Genomic DNA, 18,355 nt, shown 5'->3' on the forward strand with positions numbered 1-18,355 from the left:
TCCTTAGCGGTTGATGCGGTTAAGAATCTGGGTGCGCAAGGCGCGCGCCATGTTGTCGTCCAGCGGCGCCAGCACGCGGCGCGCGGCCGGCGGCAGGTGCTCGGCTTCGCTGCCGTCGCTGTCGAAGATGTAGTGCTTGAACAAGGCATGCCACGCGTCGCGCTGCGCCAGCGGCAGGCCGCGCAGGCTGATCAGGGCGTGCATCAGGGTGTTGGTCGGCGTGTCCATGAAGGCCGGCGATTGCCGCCACCAGTAGTTGATCAGCACATTGAACGGCGCCAGCGCCTCCACGTGGTGCCACCACATGCTGGGAATGAAAATGGCGTCGCCCGCTTCCAGCTCGGCGCTGGCTGCGTGCGCGAGCGCCTCGCTGAAACGCGGATAGCGTTCGTGGTCGGGCTGGTGGAAATCGACCATGCTGACCGGCTGGCCGGCGATGGTGAAGTCCAGCGGCCCCACATACAGATTGCTCACCTGCTCCGGCGGGAACAGGGTGAAGCGGCGGCGCCCGGCCGCCACCACCGCGATATTGTCCGGCAAGTCGTAATGGGCGGCGATGCGGGTCTGGTTGCCGAGCCAGATGCTGACGTAGGGCTGGCGCGACGCCAGTCCGAGGTCGTTCTCGGCGCCCAGTCCCGGCAGGCACAGGTCGATCTCGGTCGAGCCGACATAGATGGCGGGCGGCTGCGCATCGTCGCGGTGCGCTTCCAGTTCGTCCAGCACGCCCGGCAGGCCGGTGCGCACTTTGTTGAAATTGAAGCCGCTGACATCGTCGTTGTAGAAGTAGCGGCCCTTGATGTCCGGCGTGCCCAGCATGGCCACCACCGGCGCGCCATTGTAGAAGCGGCGCAGGTAGTCGCTGGCCGCGCGCTGCGAGGCGCGCGCCGCCTGCACCAGCGGCCACTGCCCGGCCAGGCCGCGCAGGATCAGCGGCTCGGTCGAGGTCAGCAACTCGTCGCCGAGATCGCCTGGCGTCAGGCCATGCAGTTCGCGGATCGGCCTAGCCATGACGCTGCTTGCGCTCGATCAGGCCACGGAAGTTGGACAGCGACGCCACCACCATGTAGATCGCCTGCAAATGGCCGGCGCGGCTCAGGCTTTCCAGCACCGAACCCGGCAGGCGCATCAGCGCCTCTTCGTTGATGGTGTGGAAACCGTATAAACGGTTTTGCGAGCCGTCTTCCAGCTCGATGTCGGCCACGAACGATTCCAGCAAGTCGTGCTCGCGCAGCGCCGCAATGAAAGGCTGCAAGCCCTGCAAGCCTGCGTGGATGGCCAGCAGCATCGAGTTGACGTGCTCGAGGTAAGGCGTGATGCCGCCATAGGCCAGGAACAGCGCCTCCCCTTCAGCACGGCTGACGCGCGGGCTGTCGAGGTCGATGTGGATGTTGAGCTGGTCGCCCGAGCGGCCGATCAGGAACGGCAGCCGCTCCATCGCCATCGGCACGTAGCCGGCGTCCCAGCCTTGCGGCGTCAGGTAGAGGTTTTCCTTTTCCTGGAAGCCCAGCAGCACGTGCGGCTCGAAGCCGGGGCCGTCCTCGGTCTGGCGAAATACGATCGGATAATGGGCCTGCACGTCGCGGAACTCGGCCGGGAAGGTGGCGCAGGTCATCACGTTGTCGCCGTACCGGGCGCCGCGCTGGGTGATCACGCGCAGGTTGGCGTGATCGACATTGTTGAGCATTACGTTATTGGTCATGGATGGGGTGGCCCGGGCGTGGCAGCCCGTGGCGCTTGATATGGTTGATCAGCTCGCGGTTGGTGGGCAGGCCGGCCAGCATCTTGCGGGTCAGCGTTTGCGCCTCGGCGAAATAAGCGTCGGCCAGCTGCGGCAGGTCCGAGCGGCGGCGGGCGTCGCCGTAGTCGGTCGCGAAGCCCATGCCGTACAGGATGTACTGGTAGCTGGCCGCCGGAAACACTTCCTCGATGCGCGGCAAGTCGTAGTGCGACGGCGGCTGGTAACGCCACAAGGCCAGCAGTTCCTGCAGGCGCGGCGGCACCGACGACGCTTGCCGGTTGTCGCGCCAGTAGGCGCTGTCGTCGCGCTTGCTGAGGAGGTAGTGCAGCTTGAGGAAATCGATCACGCGTTCCCAGCGGTAGCGGAAAGCGTCGTTGTAGCGCTGGGCGGCGATCTCCATGCCGGCGCGGTTGTCGGGCAGCACGTCGGCCAGCGTGGCCGCGCCCAGTTCCACCATCGCCAGCGCCGACGCTTCCAGCGGCTCGATGAAGCCGGCCGACTGGCCGATGGCGACGCAGTTGCGGTGCCAGAAGTGCTCGCGGTAGCCGGGCTGGAACGACAGCTTGCGCGGCATCGGCGCCTCCTGCGCGCCGCTGGTCTGGCGCACGTAAGCTTGCAGCGCTTTCTCGGCCTGCTCGTCGCTGGTGTGCGCGCTGGAATACACATAGCCGATGCCGCGCCGGGTCGGCAGGCCGATGTCCCAGATCCAGCCGGCCGCCTGCGCGGTGGAATTGGTTTGCGAGGCGATCGGGCTGTGCTCGTCCGGATAGGGCAGCTGCAGCGCCAGCGCGCTGTCGTTGAACAGGATGTGGCGCTGCGAGCGCAGCGGCACGCCATAGTGCTGGCCCAGCAGCAGCGATTGCGCGCCGCTGCAGTCGATGAACAGGTCGGCCGCGATGGCGCCGTGGTGGCGCGTCTGCAGCGCGGCGATGTCGCCGTGGTCGTGCGACTGCACGCCGGCCACATGGTCGACTATGTGGCGCACCTGCAGCCGCTCGATGCAATGGCGGCGCAGGAACACGCCGAACTTGCCGGCGTCGAGGTGGTAGCCGTAGTTGGACACGGCCGCGTATTCCGGCGTGGCGGCCTGCTTGGGCGCGCGCCCGTGCAGGCACAGCTGCGGCTGGAAACTGGCCAGGTCGGCAAACGCGACATCGGGCCGGGTCTGGCGCCAGCGCGCCGCCAGGTTGGCTTCGCCGTAGCCCTGCGGCACGACAAAGGGATGGAAGTAAAAATCGTCATCGCCGCCGGTGACCCAGCGGTTAAAGCGCGAGCCCTGCTTGAAAGCGGCGTCGCATTCGCGGAAGAAATCGGATTCGGACACGCCGATGCGGGCCAGCGTATCGCGCATGCTGGGCCAGGTGCCCTCGCCCACGCCGATCGGCGCCACGTCGGGCGATTCCAGCAAGGTGACGCGCACGCGCGCGCCCGGATGCGCGGCATGTTCGGCCGCGATCACGCCGGCCGTCAGCCAGCCGGCCGAGCCGCCACCCACGATCACAATGTGTCGTAGTTCACTCATGCAGTACCCTGGACAAAAAAAGCAGGCCGCCAGGATGGCACGGCCTGCTGCAAGTGTCGGGGCGGCACGACCCGCCCCTCCCCCTCTCAGTACTTCAGTACTACAGAGTCTTTAGAACTTGTAGCGCGCCGACAGCATGTAGCGTGGGCCCGATTGGACGATGTTCAACACCATCTTCTCGGTACGGCCATGCACGCGCTGCAGTTCGTCGGTCAGGTTGATGGCCTCGAACTGGAAGCTCAGGTTCTTGTTCCAGGCATAGCCCACGCTCAAGTCCACCTGGCCATACGGCTCCACGTATTGCGGGTTGGCGCCGGCCAGGTCGGTGGTCGAGGACAGGAACTCGCCGCGCCAGTTGTAGGCGAGACGGCCGCTCCACTTGTCATCCTCGTAGATACCGACCACGTTGGCCGAGTTCGACAGCCCCACCAGCGCGAACTGGTCGCCCTTGCTGGTGTTGTTGAACGCCAGGCCCGCTTTCACGTAGGTGTAGTTGGCCTGCACGCCGAAGCCGCTGTTGCCGAACATGTGCTGCCAGTTGACCTCGGCACCGTGCACGTTGGCCGACTTGGCGTTGACGTAGCTGGTGGTCTGGAAGTTGATGATCGGATCGCTCGGCTGGCCGGTGATGACGCCGGTGATTTCACCTTTCTCATTGTCCGGCCCGCGTACCACGCCAGGCTGGCCGTTGAAGTTCTTGAAGATGAAGTTACGGATGCAAGCGGTGTCGGTCACGATACAACCACCGGCCAGCGCCGCGTTCCAGTACTTGCCGCCCACCGGGGTGTGCAGGTTAGCCTGTGGAATGTCGGTCACCGACTGGCCGGCGTAGTTGCTCAGCTTCTTGCCGAACAGGCCCAGCGACACCACGCTCTTGTCGTTGTAGTACCACTCGGCCGACAGGTCGAGGTTGCGCGACTTGACCGGTTTCAGTGCCGGGTTACCCGTCGAGGCGCTGTCGCCGTTGACGTTGGCGGTGGCGCCGATGGTGGTGCCGCCCTGGATCTGGTCGTAGCGCGGACGGCCGATGGTGGTGCCATAGCTGGCGCGGACCTTGAAGTCACGGCGCAGGTCGGCATCCCAGTCGACGCTCGGCAGCGCATTGCTGTACGAACCGCTCTGCGAGGTGAAGGCCTTGCCGTTGAAGGTGACCGGGAACTCATTCTGCGAGACCCAGCGGATTTCGGTCGGCGTCTGCGACAGCGCGGTCGACAGCACGTCGGTCTTCTCGAAGCGCACGCCGATACCGGTGTGCATCGGGATCGCGGTATCCCACTCGGTCACCAGCTGGACGTGGGCCGACTTGGATTTCTCCTCGGTGCGGCGGTCGTAGTCCGGGTTGGACAGGCTAGGCATGTACAGCGCCGGCTTGCCGGTGGCGTCCGACACCACCTGGCGGATGGCGGCGAAGTTGAAGATGTGGATCTGGTTGAACAGGTTAGGGTCGTTCACGCCATCCATCTTGCTGAAGTACTTGCGCAGGTCATCCGCGTGGAACAGCGATTGCGGATAGTCCGAAGCCTTGGTGGCGCCGCCCCAGGTGTCGCTCTGCACTTGCTGGAAGGCGGAACGGTTGTTGACCTTGGTTGCCGACACGCCGAAGTTCAGGTTCGACGCTTCCAGCAGCTTCCAGCTACCGGTGGCCTGGGCCTGGTCGATCTTCATCTTCTGGTAGCCTTCCTGGAACCAGGAGCCCGACACCTGCATCGGCGCCTTGATGAAGTCGGCGCCCTGGATGCTCAGCACCGGCATTTCGTGGCTGAAGTCGACGCGGGTGTTGCCACGGCTGAAGGACACGGTGGCCAGGTTGTTGGCCGAGCCGAACGGGCTGTCCTTCATCGATTCCGCAGTCGAGTGGTGGGCGTCGAACATGAACTTCAGGTCCGAGTTCGGTTTCCAGACGGCGTTGAAGCCCAGCGATTTGTTTTCCGACTTGGTGGCGTAGTCGCCGCCGTTCATGGCGATATCCTGCGCCGTGACGTTTTCCTGGTAGAAGATCGGCGAGGACACCGGACCGCCGGTCCACGAGCTCACCGACGGACCCATGTTGAACCAGGCGCTCAGCTCGTGCGACTTGGTCTGGATCTTGTTCTGCGAGTAGGTGTAGTCCAGGGTGGTGACCAGTTCCTTGACTGGCTTGAACTGCAGGGTCAGCTGGCCGTTGGTACGCTGGCGCTGCATGCCCTTCATGTAGTACGAGATATTCTGCGGCACCGAGTACACGCTGCTGCCGGTCGGACGGTTGGTGATGTCGCCGTAGCCGGCCTGGCCCGCTTGCGGGATAGTACCCCAGTTGTTTTCATCGGCGCTGAATGGGCCGCGCCAGCCGTTCGGGATGCCCGACTGGTTCACGCCCAGGTTGCGCTCCTGGTAGCTGCCGCTGATAGCGATACCAAACATGCCGTCAGCCGAGGTGTTCGAGTAGATGCCCGAGATTTCCGGAGTCAGCGAGCTCGAGGCCTTGTCTTCGCCTGGCAGGTTGTTGTTCGAGGTGTCGTACACGCCCTTGATGCCGACGCTGGCCTGCATGCCCGGACGGTCGAACGGACGCGCGGTCATGATGTTGACGGTGGCGCCAATGCCGCCTGGTGGCGAGTCGGCGCGGCTGGTCTTGTAGACCTGGATCTGCGAGATCGCTTCCGAGGCCAGGTTGGAGAAGTCGAAGGCGCGGCCCGACAGGTCGCCCAGGTTGGAGGTCGGCATCTGGCGGCCGTTCAGCAGCACCATATTGAGGTCGGGACCGACACCGCGCACGGTGACTTTCTGGCCTTCGCCGTTGCTGCGGTCGATCGACACGCCGGAAATGCGCTGCAGCGATTCGGCCAGGTTGGTGTCCGGGAACTTACCGATGTCGTCGGCCACGATGCCGTCGACGATACCGTCGGAATTGCGTTTCAGGTTCAGGGTCGATTGCAGGCTGGCGCGGATACCAGTCACAACCACTTTCGGTGCGTCGACCTCCTCGGCAGCCTTGGCCACCTCCTGGGCATACGCCGGCAGGAAGCTGGCGCAAGCACTGGCAACCGCCAGGCTGATTAAGCGGCGGCTGCGCAGGGGGCGCGCTGAAATCGTTTTCATATTTTTATGCACTTCATCTCCTTTTTTATCATTTATACCGGCTTGGATCGCACGGGTCGAAAGCAATGCCGGAAGTGGTGGCACTACGGTGGGCGTGATGGTGCCCGAAAGACAAGTTCAGGATAGGAGAAACGCTTCCATTCGTCAATTGATCGAACAAACTCCAGGCCGAAACTATGTAAATCGTTGTAAAGACGCACCAAAGCGGATCGGCCTATGCCCACCTGCAGATCGATAGTCGTTGTGACAAGCTTGGTGTATGATCCGCAGACGCCTCACTTTGGAAACAGGACCATGATCGTCGCCGGCGACCAGCAATTACTCAAGCAAATCAATCGCATGGCACTGGTGCGCCAGCTGTGCAGCGAGCCCGGCTTGTCGCGCGCGGCGCTGGCCGAGGCCGTGGGCCTGACCAAATCCACCGTCAGCCTGCTGGTGCGCGAACTGCTGGACGAAGGCTGGCTGACCGAAAGCGAGCTGCGCGTGACCGGCGCGCTGGGCCGCCGCGCCACGCCGCTGCAGCTCGACGGCGACCGCCTGGCCCTGCTCGGGGCCGACATGGGCATCGGCATGGCGCGCATCGTCGCCACCAACCTGCTGGGCGAGGTGCTGGCCGAGCAGGAGCTGCCCTACCTCGATCCGGCCGACACCGCCGGCTGCATCGCGCTGGTGGCGCAAGGCCTGGGCGAGCTGGCCACCGGCCCGGCGCTGGCCGGGCGCACCGTGCGCGGCATCGGCGTCGGTTTGCACGGCGTGGTGGACGACGCCACCGGCGTGCTGCACTACGCCCCCCACCTGGGCTGGCGCAATGTCGACGTCGCCAGCCAGCTGCGCAGCCAGTTTGCCGGCAGCGCGCTGGCCGAGCTGCCGCTGTTCATCCAGAATGAAGCGAACGTGGCGGCGCTGGCCGAGCTGGAATTCTCCGGCCAGATCGGCGCCGACCCGCTGATCTACCTGAGTATCGGCCACGGCGTCGGCGCCGGCATCATCGTCAACGGCCGCCTGCTGACCGGCTTGTACGGCTTCGCCGGCGAGGTCGGCCACACCATCCTGCAGCAAGGCGGCCCGGCCTGCTCGTGCGGCCGCCGTGGTTGCGCCGACGCCCTGATCGGCCTGCAAGCGCTGATGGACGAGGTGTACGGCCGGCCGCAGCCATCGACGCCGGAACAGCTGGAGCAATTGTTCACCGAAGCCGAAGCGGGCGAGCCGCGTGCCGCGCGCGCGGTGGAAGCGGCCGGACGCAACCTCGGCGTGCTGCTGAACAATCTGTGGGTGGCGTTCGACCCGATGTGCATCGTGATCGGCGGCGCCGCGCTGCGCCTGGGCGAACGCTTTATCGGGCCGGGCCGGGGCGTGCTGCACGACTGCGCCAGCGCCACCCTGCTGCCGGCGCCGACCATCCGCACGCCGCATTTCGGCGACAACGCCATCGCCATCGGCGGCGCCGCGATGGCGCGCCACTACCTGATGCGCCCCTTCGTCGGCCAGGACACGGCGCGCCGCAGCCACGACAAGCTGGGCGGCGAAGTGCCGTCGGCGCTGGCCGCCGGCTTCTGGGCCTGGAGCTGACAAAACAAAAGGCCCGGACGCTTGCGCGCTCCGGGCCTTTCATCAGCCGGCAGCAGCGCCAGGGCGCGCTGCCAACCTAAACACGATTACTGCAGTTTGATTTCGACATCAACGCCAGCTGGCAGGTCCAGCTTCATCAGTGCGTCAACGGTCTTGTCGGTTGGGTCGACGATGTCCATCAGGCGCTGGTGGGTGCGGATTTCGAACTGGTCGCGCGAGGTTTTGTTCACGTGTGGCGAACGCAGCACGTCGAAACGCTGGATGCGGGTTGGCAGTGGAACTGGGCCTTTGACAACGGCGCCGGTGCGCTTAGCGGTGTCAACGATTTCCAGGGCCGACTGGTCGATCAGCTTGTAGTCGAAAGCCTTCAGGCGGATACGGATTTTTTGATTGGTAACGGTCATGATAATTCCTTGAAAGAGCGAACTGGCAACTTTGTAGCGCCAGCAATTTTAAAAAGAACGAGTTTGGTACAACAGGGCCGACATGGTATCACGCCATGCCGGCCCTGTTTCACGCCAAGCTAAAAAATTAGCCCAGGATCTTCGCTACAACGCCTGCACCAACGGTACGGCCGCCTTCGCGGATTGCGAAGCGCAGACCTTCTTCCATCGCGATCGGGTTGATCAGCTTAACGGTGATCGACACGTTGTCGCCTGGCATAACCATTTCTTTGTCCGCTGGCAGTTCGATCGAACCGGTCACGTCGGTGGTACGGAAGTAGAACTGTGGACGATAGTTGTTGAAGAACGGGGTGTGACGGCCGCCTTCGTCTTTCGACAGAACATAGATCTCGCCGGTGAAGTGGTTGTGCGGCTTGATCGAGCCTGGTTTTGCCAGAACTTGACCACGTTGCACGTCTTCACGCTTGGTGCCGCGCAGCAGCAGACCAACGTTGTCGCCTGCTTGACCCTGGTCCAGCAGTTTGCGGAACATTTCCACGCCGGTGCAGGTGGTTTTCACGGTATCGATGATGCCGACGATTTCGATCTCTTCGCCGACTTTGATGATGCCGCGCTCAACACGACCGGTCACCACGGTACCGCGACCCGAGATCGAGAACACGTCTTCCACTGGCATCAGGAAGGCGCCGTCAACTGCGCGCTCCGGGGTTGGGATGTAGCTGTCCAGCGCGTCGGCCAGTTGCATGATCGCCTGTTCGCCCAGTGGGCCGGTGTCGCCGTCCAGCGCCATACGTGCCGAACCTTTTACGATTGGCAGGTCGTCGCCTGGGAATTCGTATTTCGACAACAGCTCGCGCACTTCCATTTCCACCAGTTCCAGCAGTTCTGCGTCGTCCACCAGGTCGCACTTGTTCAGGAACACGATGATGTATGGAACGCCAACCTGACGGGCCAGCAGGATGTGCTCGCGGGTCTGTGGCATTGGGCCGTCAGCTGCGGAGCAAACCAGGATCGCGCCGTCCATCTGCGCAGCACCGGTAATCATGTTTTTGATGTAGTCGGCGTGGCCTGGGCAGTCAACGTGGGCGTAGTGACGGCCGGCGGTTTCGTACTCAACGTGAGCGGTGTTGATGGTAATGCCGCGTGCTTTTTCTTCTGGTGCAGCGTCGATCTGGTCGTAGGCTTTAGCTTCGCCGCCGAATTTTTTCGACAGAACGGTTGCGATTGCAGCGGTCAGGGTGGTCTTGCCGTGGTCGACGTGGCCGATGGTGCCGACGTTAACGTGCGGCTTGGTCCGCTCGAATTTCTCTTTTGCCATTTTAGACTCCTAACGATTTTGGTGTGATTGGCAGGGAACCCTGCCCAACTTTGATAGTGCTACCGTACTGCCGTACTGCGTATTCTGGTGCCCTTTACGTGGATTGAACACGTGGCCTCTCCCTTACCAAGGGAGTGCTCTACCACTGAGCTAAAAGGGCTTATTGGGTACTACGCTTTACAACTGCGATGCTTGCGCATCTGAATTGCAACAACACTGGAGCGGGTGAAGGGAATCGAACCCTCGTCATAAGCTTGGAAGGCTTCAGCTCTACCATTGAGCTACACCCGCGAGGTATTGGTTCAATTCATCATTCACTTACTGCGCCACTCAGTCTTTTTGCAAAAACTTGGTGGAGGGGACTGGATTCGAACCAGTGTACTCTGAGAGAACGGATTTACAGTCCGTCGCCTTTAACCACTCGGCCACCCCTCCGCGAGGAACCGCAGAGTATGAAGCAATTTTTCTGAGCTGTCAACCCGTTTTCATCTTGTCGATGTCGCGCTGATAGTTCGTCTGCTTCGGGGCGAGATTTTAAACGCACGAACTGCAATTGTGCAAGTGTTGTTTTTACGCTGAACAATTTCCTATACAATCAGTTGATCAAATGAAACTCTCGGAGCCTTGCGTTTGAATAATCGTAGCGGTCGCTGGCCTATCCTCCTGCTTGCCAATCTGGTCTTGTGGGCCGCATATTTCCTTGCCGGCCGCCTCGGCCTGCTGCTGGCGCTGCCACCAGGCTATGCCTCTCCCATCTTTCTCCCCGCCGGCATCGCGCTGGCCGCCTGCGTGGCCGGCGGCGCCCGCCTGCTGCCGGCCGTGGCGCTCGGTTCGCTGGCGGTGAACCTGGTAATGCCGGCGCTGAGCCCGGCCGGCATTACCCGCCTGGCCGTGATGGGCGCCTTGGCGCCGGCCGTCGGCGCCGCGCTGCAGGCATGGGTCGGCAGCACCCTGTTCCGCCGCTACATCGATCCCGCCATCGGCTCCGGCCGCGACGTGGTGCGCTTCATCCTGCTGGCCGTCAGCGTGACCGTGGTGTCGAGTACCGTGTCGCTGTCCGGCATGCTGTTGCTGGGCATCCTGCAGCGCGAGACCGTCGCCAACGACTGGCTGGCCTGGTGGATGGGCGACACCATCGGCATCCTGCTGGCGGCGCCGCTGACCTGGATCCTGATCGGCCGCCCGCGCGCGCTGTGGGCGCGGCGCCGCACGCTGGTGGGCCTGCCGCTGCTGCTGTCGGCCGCCGCCTTCATTGCCATCTACCTGCAGGCCGACCGCTGGGAAAACAGCCAGCAGCTGCAAACCTTCCGTCTCAAGGCGCAGCAGACCGGCGACTTGCTGCAAGCCCAGTTCAGCGAACACGAACGCTTCATCTACGCGATGGCCAAGGCCCTCAACGATCCGCGCCGCAGCATCAGCCCGGACGATTTCAGCAACCTCGCGCACGGCTACCTCGACCAGCGCCCCGAACTGCTGTCGATGGGCTGGCTGATGCCGGTGGCCGGCAGCGAGCGCCCGGCGTTTGAAGCGTGGGCGCGCCAGCAGGTCGATCCCGGCTACAGCATCCGCGACATCGGCCGCCCCGGCCAGCCGCTGATTCCGGCCGCCCTGCGCGACCGCTACTTTGCCGTCACCTTCGTCGAACCGGCCGTGGCGCGCGACTACGTGGGGCTGGACTTCCTGTCCGAGCAACGCCGCCGCGATGCGCTGGACCGCGCCATCCAGTCCGGCCAGCCGACCGCCACCGCGCCGCTGCAGTTCGCCCGCACCCTGCCCGGCACCGGCCTGCTGCTGCTGCAAACCGTGCACCCGACCGGCAATCATCACCAGGCCGTCGGCTCGCTGCTGATCGCCATGCAGTTCGAGGCCTACCTCAACCAGGCCTTGAAGCGCTCCGAGTTCCCGCACTTCCTGCTGCGCTTTGAAGACACCGACGACGACAGTCCGCGCCGCGTGGTGCAGGACACGCTGGGCCGCGCGGTGCACGCCGGCGACTACCAGCGCCAGTTGCACTTCGGCGGCCGCATCTACGAGCTGACGCTGGCGCCGACCCCGGCCTATCTGCAGCAACAGCGCGGCTGGCAAAGTTGGACCGTGCTGACCTGCGGCCTGCTGCTGACCGGCCTGCTGGGCACGCTGATGATGCTGATCTCCGGCGAGCGCGCCCGCATCCAGGCCGAAGTCAAGGATTCCACCTCGCGCCTGCGCCAGCGCGAAGCGCGCCTGCAAGCCATCCTCAACAAGGCGGCCGACGCCATCCTCACCATCGACGGCAACGGCGTACTGATGTCGGCCAACGCCGCCGCCGGCCGCCTGTTCGGCTACGCGCCGGAAAAGATGACCGCGCTGCCGCTCGACAAGCTGATCCCGGTCGGCATCGGCGAAGCAGCCGGGCTGGATGCGGCCGGCCTGCTGCGCATGATCGCCTGCGGCGTCACCCACGAATACGAACTGCCCGGCTGGCGCAGCGACGGCAGCGAATTCCCGCTGGCGATGTCGGTGTCGGAAGTGGAATTGCCGGACGAGCACCTGTTCGTCGCCATCCTGCACGACCTGACCGAACAGCACCTGGCGCAGGAGCGCATCCACCGCCTGGCGCACCACGACACGCTGACCGGACTGGCGAACCGCTTATCCCTGAACTTGCGCCTGGAACAATTGCTGGCGCAGACCCGCCGCAGCGGCGGCAAGGCGGCGGTACTGTTCATCGACCTCGATCACTTCAAGAAAATCAACGACACCCACGGCCACGCCACCGGCGACCTGCTGCTGGTGGCGGTCTCGCAGCGGCTGCAGGAACTGCTGCGCGAAGTCGACACCATCGCCCGCCTCGGCGGCGACGAATTCATCGTGGTCACCGACGGCGCCATCACGCCGGATGAAGCCTCCAATATCGCGGTGCGCATCGTCGACGCGCTGACCACGCCGTATCACCTGCAAGGCAAGACCGTGCACAGCGGCGCCAGCGTGGGCGTGGCCATGTTCCCCGACGACGGCGAGGATGCCGGCACCCTGATGCGCCACGCCGACACCGCCATGTACGCGGCCAAGAGCCAGGGGCGCGGCAACTTCCAGTTCTTCTCGGAAGACATGAACACCGCCACCCACGAACGCCTGATGCTGGAAAACCGCCTGTGGCAGGCGCTGGAGCAAAACGAATTCGAGCTCTATTTGCAACCGCAGATCGAGCTGGCGACCCAGCGCATCATCGGCGCCGAAGCGCTGCTGCGCTGGCACCATCCGGAACTGGGCATGGTGGGGCCGGACCGCTTCATCCCGATCGCCGAAGAGTCCGGGTTGATCCTGCCGCTGGGCGACTGGGTGCTGCAGCGCGCCATCAGCTTGCTGGACTCGTGGCGCACGCCGGAGCTGGCGCACCTGCGGCTGGCGGTGAACCTGTCGGCGCGCCAGTGCCACGGCCCGGGCCTGCTGCCGCACCTGGACCGCCTGCTGCACAGCCAGGGCGTCAACCCGGCCTTGCTGGAGCTGGAGATTACCGAATCGGCGGCGATGCAGGATCCGGAACGCAGCCGCGCGCTGCTGGTGGAGCTGCGGTCGCGCGGCATCAAGGTGGCGATTGACGACTTCGGCACCGGCTACTCGTCGCTGAGCTACCTCAAGCTGTTCGAGCTGGACCGCATCAAGATCGACCGAGGTTTCGTGAAGGATATCGAGAGCGATCCGGACGATGCCGTGATCGTCGCCGCCACCATTGCGCTGGCCCACTCACTGGGGCTGGAAGTGATTGCGGAAGGCGTGGAAACCGAAGCGCAGCGCGACTTCCTGCGCGCCAAGCAGTGCGATGAAGCGCAGGGTTATCTGTTCGCCCGGCCGATGCCGGTGGCGCAGTTCGAGGCGATGGTGCGCAGCGCCACCGCCGTCGTTGCCGCCTAGCCCCGTCGTCCCGGCGTAGGCCGGGACCCATAGAACGCTAGCTCAGCATGGATTCCGGCCTACGCCGGAATGACGCTAATCCGGGGTGCGGCCGATGCTTGGATCGCGCTCGATCATCTCGAGCAAAGCCGCCACCACTTCCGGATCGAACTGCTTGCCGGCGCGGTCCTTGATATAGGCCACCGCCTCGGTGTGCGGCCACGGCTCCTTGTATGGACGCTCGTGCAGCAGCGAATCGAACACATCGATCACCGCCACAATCCGCGCCGCGATCGGGATCGCGCGTTCCTTGAGCTGGTTCGGATAGCCATTGCCATCCCAGTGCTCATGGTGGCCGCCGGCGATTTCCGCGCCATAGGTCAGGTAGCTGACGCCGTCCACCATCTTGGCCGCACGTTCGAGGATGGTCTGGCCGACCGCCGCGTGCTGCTGCATCTCGGCGCGCTCTTCCGGCGTGTGGATGCCCGGCTTGAGCAGGATGTGGTCCGGCGTCGCCACCTTGCCCACGTCATGCAGGATGGACGCCAGGCCGATCATTTCCAGCAGCTGCGGCGTCACCTCGTCCGCATAGGCGCCGCGCTCATGCAGCGTTTGCGCCAGCGTCGACGACAGCAGCTGCACCCGCCGCACATGGCCGCCGGTGCCGCTATCGCGGAACTCGGCCAGGTCGGCCAGCGCCACCACCGTGGCCTCCTGCGCCTTGCGCAGCTGGCCGAACATGTACAGGTTGTCGAACGCGGCGGCGATGCGCTGGCAGAACACTTCCAGCAGGTCGCGCTGGATCTGCGCCAGCGGCCACGGCGGCGTCACCGAAATCGCCACCTCGCGGTTTTCCTGGGTATGGATGAACAGCACATTGGCCGGATGCTCGAACTGCGATTTCTTCTCGTTGAAAGCCTTGACGATGGTCGGCCACAGCGGGTGCCCGGTCGGCATCAGTTCCGACTCGTTGAGCGCGGCATAGTTGCCGGTGGCCGCCACCACGGTGGTGACGCCGGTATCGCCCTGCATCAGGCACAGCACGCCGTCCGAGCCGACGTCGAGGATGGCACTGACCTGGTTCAGCACGCCCGAGGCGAACTCGCGCAGCGAATGGATCTGGTACAGATTGGTGGCGCCGGCCAGAATCTTGCCGAGGCCGATGCGGCTGCGCTCGAGCATGTTCAGGCTCTCGTAGGCGCGCAGCGCCGAAATGACCGTGGTGAACAGCTTCTGCGTGGTCAGCTCGGTCTTGGCCTTGTAGTCGTTGATATCGTATTCGATGATGACGCGCTGCTCGGGCGCCTGGCCCGGCTGGCCGGTGCGCAGCACCACGCGCACGATGGAATTGTGGAGTTCTTCGCGGATGCGGCGCGCCAGCAGCAGGCCGGCGTCGTCGGTTTCCATCACCACGTCCAGCAGCACCAGCGCGATGTCCGGCGTGTCGCGCAGGATGTCGTAGGCTTCGCGCCCGCTGTAGGCCGAGAACAGCTCCAGCTCGCGGCCCTTGAAGCTGACATTGCGTAGCGCCAGCCGGGTGACGGCGTGCACGTCGACGTCGTCGTCGACGATCAGCACGCGCCACAGGCGCTGGTCCGGCGCCGCAAGACCGCTGGCAGGAAGCTCGTCTTCGTCTTCGTCGATCAGCCAGTTGTCGTCTGTGGCGTTGGAATCGGTCATACGCAATCTCCTTTGTTACCGTAGGATAAACAGATTCGCCCTCCCATGACAACTCTTATTGCGCTACCCCACAGTTCTAGTTGTTGACGGGGGACGCCCCTGCTTCCGATCCGGCCGCCGCCGTGCGGTTGGCGGCGGCGCAGGCGCCCGGATTGGCGCCCGCATCGAGGTTCTGGTAGCGGATTTCGTACTTGCCGTTGGTCAGCTTATCGACCAGCAGCTTGTCGTGCGCCTGCACATAGGCATAGCGCACATTGGCGCGCCGGTCGATGTCGTAGACCTTGATGAAGACCGCCGAGTTATTGCCGGCGTTATCCAGCGTCAGCTGCATGTCCTCGCCGCGATTGCCGACCGGGAAACCCTCCATATAGCCGGAATGGGCCGGCCACGGCTCGCCGTTGGGCGCCACCAGGGTCTGGGTCGGGGTTTCGCTGTCGCACTCGGCGCCGGCGCTCGGCACCACCACCTGCGACAGGGTCATCACCTTGACCGGCGCCGGCTTGGCGATATGCGCCTCATTCAGGCGCACCGTGGCCCAGGCTTCGCGCAGTTCGGCGCGCTGCGGATCGTGCTGCGGACGCGGCGCCTCCGGCGTGGCGGCATTGGCGTTGATGCCCTTGCCGCCCCACGCCGCGCTCAGCATATTGGAAACCAGCTGCGGCTCGGCCACCATCGTGGCGCCGCCCAGCCAGCCCAGCACCAGGCAGACCGCCAGTCCGCCCCAGACTTTCCAGTCGCGGCGGCGGGCGCGCGGGCGCACGGTTTCGTGGACGTGTTCGGGATGCCAGTCGCGCTCGTGCTTGTGCTTGTCGCTACGGGCACCGTGCGCGTGACCGTCCTCGTTGCGGGTGCTTTCCAGCCATTCGATTTCCCACTCTTCGGAGGCGATCCACTCGTCGTGCTCCTTGCGGCGCTGCGGGTCGGACAAGGTCTCGTAGGCGCTGTTCAGGATGGCCATGATGCGCGCAGCCTTCTCATCACCCGGATTTTTATCAGGGTGGTATTTTTGGCTCAGCGCCTTGTAGGCGGCACGTATGACTTCCTGCGGCGCCATGCGCGACACTTTCAGGTTGTCATAGTGAGTATGTATCTTGGCCATAAACGGAAATCGACGCGGAATCAGTCATCATAGCCCATCTTAGCGCATGCAACCGTGGGAGCATGCAAGGAATTGACTTGCTTTTCTGGCTATTGTGTTTTTCCGTCTACAGGCCATCACAAACGGTGCGTGCGGTCCTGGGCGACGATGGCGTCGGGCAATTCCACGCCCTTGCCGACCGCCAGCACCTTGAACAATTCGCCCATCTCGGCCGGCGACACCAGCTTTTGCATGGCGCGCGCCTGCGGCAGGTAGGCGACCGCATCGGCCGGGTCGGTGCGCAGCAACAGCTCGCCGATGCCGGCGCCCAGCAGGAAGCCGGACTGGTTCAGATAGCCCAGCACGTCGGCGCCCGCCTCCTGCGCCGCCAGCGCCATCGCCGTGAAGTCGACGTGGGCGGTGATGTCCTGCAGGCCGGGATAATAGAACGGGTCCGGGTGGGCGTGGTGGCGGTAGTGGCACATCAGGGTGCCGGTGGCGCGCTGGTCGAAATAGTATTCGTGCGCCGGGAAGCCGTAGTCGAACAGGAAGGCGGCGCCCTTGCCCATCATGCGCGCCAGCGTCGCCATGAAACCGCAGGCGATACCATGCAGCTCGGTCACGTAGCCGACCGGCAGCAATTCATGCTCGGGAATCTGGCGCGCGACCTGCGCCAGCAGTTCCGCGCTGGCCGGCGCTTCCAGATATTGGAAGCGGCCGTCGCTGACCGTCACCTGCAGTTCCTGCCAGCCCTGAGGGTTCTTGATCACCAGCTGCACCGGCATCGCATCCAGCACCTCATTGCCGAACACCACGCCGTCGAACGACGCCGGCATCGCATCCAGCCATTCCACCTGCGGGAAGCCGCGCAGCTTTTCCTGCTGGCGGCCGCGCAGCTCGCCTGACAGTTCGACGATGCTGTAGCGTTCCACCGTGACCCCGGCGGCAGCCAGCTCGGTCAGGATATCGAACGCCAGCTTGCCGGTGCCGGCGCCGAATTCGAGGATGTTCGGCGCGCTTTGGGCGATAATAGCGGCTGCAACCTGTGCCAGCGCCGCGCCGAACAGCGGCGACAGCTCGGGAGCGGTTGTAAAATCGCCATCTTTGCCTAGTTTGGCGGAGCCGCCGCTGTAGTAGCCCAGACCGGGCGCGTACAGGGCCAGCTCCATATAGCGGGCGAAGGAAATGGCACCGGCATTGCTTTCGATTTCGGCGGCGATCAGGTGCTGCAGGGCGTGGGACGCGGCCAGCGCGTCGCTAGAAGGTACGGGTAAGGACATCCCGGCATTATATCCAGTTCAAACATGATGACAGCTAAGGACAATTCCGGGCCGCGTGCGGCCCTCGTTACGGGCGCCGGCCGCCGGCTCGGCCGCGCCATCGCGCTTGGCATGGCGCACGCCGGCTGGGACGTGGCGGTGCACTACCGCGCTTCCGAGGCCGAGGCGAAAGCGGTGGTGGCCGAGATTCTCGCGCTGGGCCGGCGCGCCGTCGCCCTGCACTGCGAGCTGGCCGACGAGGCGGCGGTGCGCGAACTGGTGCCGCGCGCCGTGGCCGCGCTGGGCGCGCTGCACTGCGTGGTCAACAGCGCCTCGCTGTTCGACTACGACAGCGCCACCGACTTCAGCATGGCCAGGCTGGACGCCCACATGCGCGCCAACGTCGGCGCGCCGCTGCTGCTGGCGCAAGCCCTGCACGCGTCCACGCCGGACGGCCAGCAAGCGGCCGTTATCAACCTGCTGGACCAGAAGCTGTACAATCTCAATCCTGATTTTTTGTCGTACACCCTGTCCAAGGCTGCGCTGCACACCGCCACCACCATGCTGGCGCAGCAGCTGGCGCCCAAGCTGCGGGTGGTCGGCGTGGCGCCGGGCCTGACGATGGTCTCCGGCGACCAGACCGAAGCCGGTTTCGCCAACGCGCACCAGCAAACGCCGCTGGGCCGTTCCAGCACTCCACAAGACATCGTCGACGCCGTGCTGTATGCCGCGTCGGCGCGCGCCGTCACCGGCACCACGCTGCTGGTCGATGGCGGCCAGCACTTGCTGCCGCTGTCGCGCGATGTGATGTTTTTAGCTAAATAATTTATATCAAA

At 64.5% G+C, this 18,355-nt stretch carries 12 protein-coding genes and 3 tRNA genes; 3 read left to right on the forward strand and 12 right to left on the reverse strand.

The genetic code is table 11. From position 1 onward, the window contains the following. Nucleotides 1-3: 3 nt before the first annotated feature. The 4 genes from BMZ70_RS23900 to BMZ70_RS23915 form a co-directional block, all read right to left on the reverse strand. Entirely contained in the window at nucleotides 4-1,008 is a 1,005-nt protein-coding gene (locus BMZ70_RS23900; RefSeq protein ID WP_092280190.1) for a cupin-like domain-containing protein, read from the reverse strand. Next, complete coding sequence (locus BMZ70_RS23905) at nucleotides 1,001-1,699, reverse strand: SapC family protein (RefSeq protein WP_092280192.1); 699 nt, start codon at nucleotides 1,697-1,699, stop codon at nucleotides 1,001-1,003. Before BMZ70_RS23905 ends, BMZ70_RS23900 begins: the two co-directional genes overlap by 8 nt. After that, nucleotides 1,689-3,260 (reverse strand): tryptophan halogenase family protein, encoded by a 1,572-nt coding sequence (locus BMZ70_RS23910; protein WP_092280194.1) that lies wholly within the window; start codon nucleotides 3,258-3,260, stop codon nucleotides 1,689-1,691. The genes BMZ70_RS23905 and BMZ70_RS23910 overlap by 11 nt, the downstream gene beginning before the upstream one ends. A 111-nt stretch (nucleotides 3,261-3,371) precedes the next feature. Continuing rightward, a complete protein-coding gene (locus tag BMZ70_RS23915) occupies nucleotides 3,372-6,338 on the reverse strand; it encodes a TonB-dependent receptor (protein ID WP_092280196.1) in 2,967 nt (988 codons plus the stop codon). 294 nt (nucleotides 6,339-6,632) lie between these two features. Between BMZ70_RS23915 and BMZ70_RS23920 the strand changes: the two genes are divergently transcribed. Next, complete coding sequence (locus BMZ70_RS23920; RefSeq protein WP_165403582.1) at nucleotides 6,633-7,907, forward strand: ROK family transcriptional regulator; 1,275 nt, start codon at nucleotides 6,633-6,635, stop codon at nucleotides 7,905-7,907. An 86-nt stretch (nucleotides 7,908-7,993) separates the two neighbouring features. Here the strand turns inward: BMZ70_RS23920 and rpsJ are convergent, their stop codons facing one another. The 5 genes from rpsJ to BMZ70_RS23945 form a co-directional block, all read right to left on the reverse strand. Beyond that, nucleotides 7,994-8,311 (reverse strand): 30S ribosomal protein S10, encoded by a 318-nt coding sequence (rpsJ, locus tag BMZ70_RS23925; RefSeq protein WP_072786805.1) that lies wholly within the window; start codon nucleotides 8,309-8,311, stop codon nucleotides 7,994-7,996. Between the two features lie 127 nt (nucleotides 8,312-8,438). Further along, nucleotides 8,439-9,629, reverse strand: coding sequence for an elongation factor Tu (tuf, locus tag BMZ70_RS23930; RefSeq protein WP_092280200.1), 1,191 nt, complete (start codon nucleotides 9,627-9,629; stop codon nucleotides 8,439-8,441). 85 nt (nucleotides 9,630-9,714) lie between these two features. Continuing rightward, nucleotides 9,715-9,789 (reverse strand) — tRNA-Thr (locus BMZ70_RS23935). Nucleotides 9,790-9,846: 57 nt separating this feature from the next. Then, nucleotides 9,847-9,920: transfer RNA gene (locus BMZ70_RS23940), tRNA-Gly, on the reverse strand. Nucleotides 9,921-9,979: 59 nt separating this feature from the next. Continuing rightward, nucleotides 9,980-10,064: transfer RNA gene (locus BMZ70_RS23945), tRNA-Tyr, on the reverse strand. A 195-nt stretch (nucleotides 10,065-10,259) separates the two neighbouring features. Between BMZ70_RS23945 and BMZ70_RS23950 the strand changes: the two genes are divergently transcribed. Beyond that, complete coding sequence (locus BMZ70_RS23950) at nucleotides 10,260-13,523, forward strand: EAL domain-containing protein (protein ID WP_092280202.1); 3,264 nt, start codon at nucleotides 10,260-10,262, stop codon at nucleotides 13,521-13,523. Nucleotides 13,524-13,598: 75 nt separating this feature from the next. Here the strand turns inward: BMZ70_RS23950 and BMZ70_RS23955 are convergent, their stop codons facing one another. The 3 genes from BMZ70_RS23955 to BMZ70_RS23965 form a co-directional block, all read right to left on the reverse strand. After that, the gene (locus BMZ70_RS23955; protein ID WP_092280204.1) at nucleotides 13,599-15,182 is read right to left on the reverse strand and encodes a DUF3369 domain-containing protein; all 1,584 of its coding nucleotides are present in this window, start codon (nucleotides 15,180-15,182) and stop codon (nucleotides 13,599-13,601) included. Between the two features lie 76 nt (nucleotides 15,183-15,258). Continuing rightward, nucleotides 15,259-16,281 carry a J domain-containing protein gene (locus BMZ70_RS23960; protein ID WP_092280206.1) on the reverse strand — a complete coding sequence of 341 codons (1,023 nt, stop codon included), beginning with the start codon at nucleotides 16,279-16,281 and terminating at the stop codon, nucleotides 15,259-15,261. 116 nt (nucleotides 16,282-16,397) lie between these two features. After that, a complete protein-coding gene (locus tag BMZ70_RS23965; protein WP_092280208.1) occupies nucleotides 16,398-17,540 on the reverse strand; it encodes a class I SAM-dependent methyltransferase in 1,143 nt (380 codons plus the stop codon). Between the two features lie 24 nt (nucleotides 17,541-17,564). On the opposite strand from BMZ70_RS23965, the gene BMZ70_RS23970 reads away from it, so the two are divergent. Then, nucleotides 17,565-18,344 carry an SDR family oxidoreductase gene (locus tag BMZ70_RS23970; protein ID WP_092280210.1) on the forward strand — a complete coding sequence of 260 codons (780 nt, stop codon included), beginning with the start codon at nucleotides 17,565-17,567 and terminating at the stop codon, nucleotides 18,342-18,344. Nucleotides 18,345-18,355 lie beyond the last annotated feature (11 nt).

The organism is Duganella sp. CF402 (assembly GCF_900109645.1).
Taxonomy (GTDB): domain Bacteria; phylum Pseudomonadota; class Gammaproteobacteria; order Burkholderiales; family Burkholderiaceae_D; genus Rugamonas.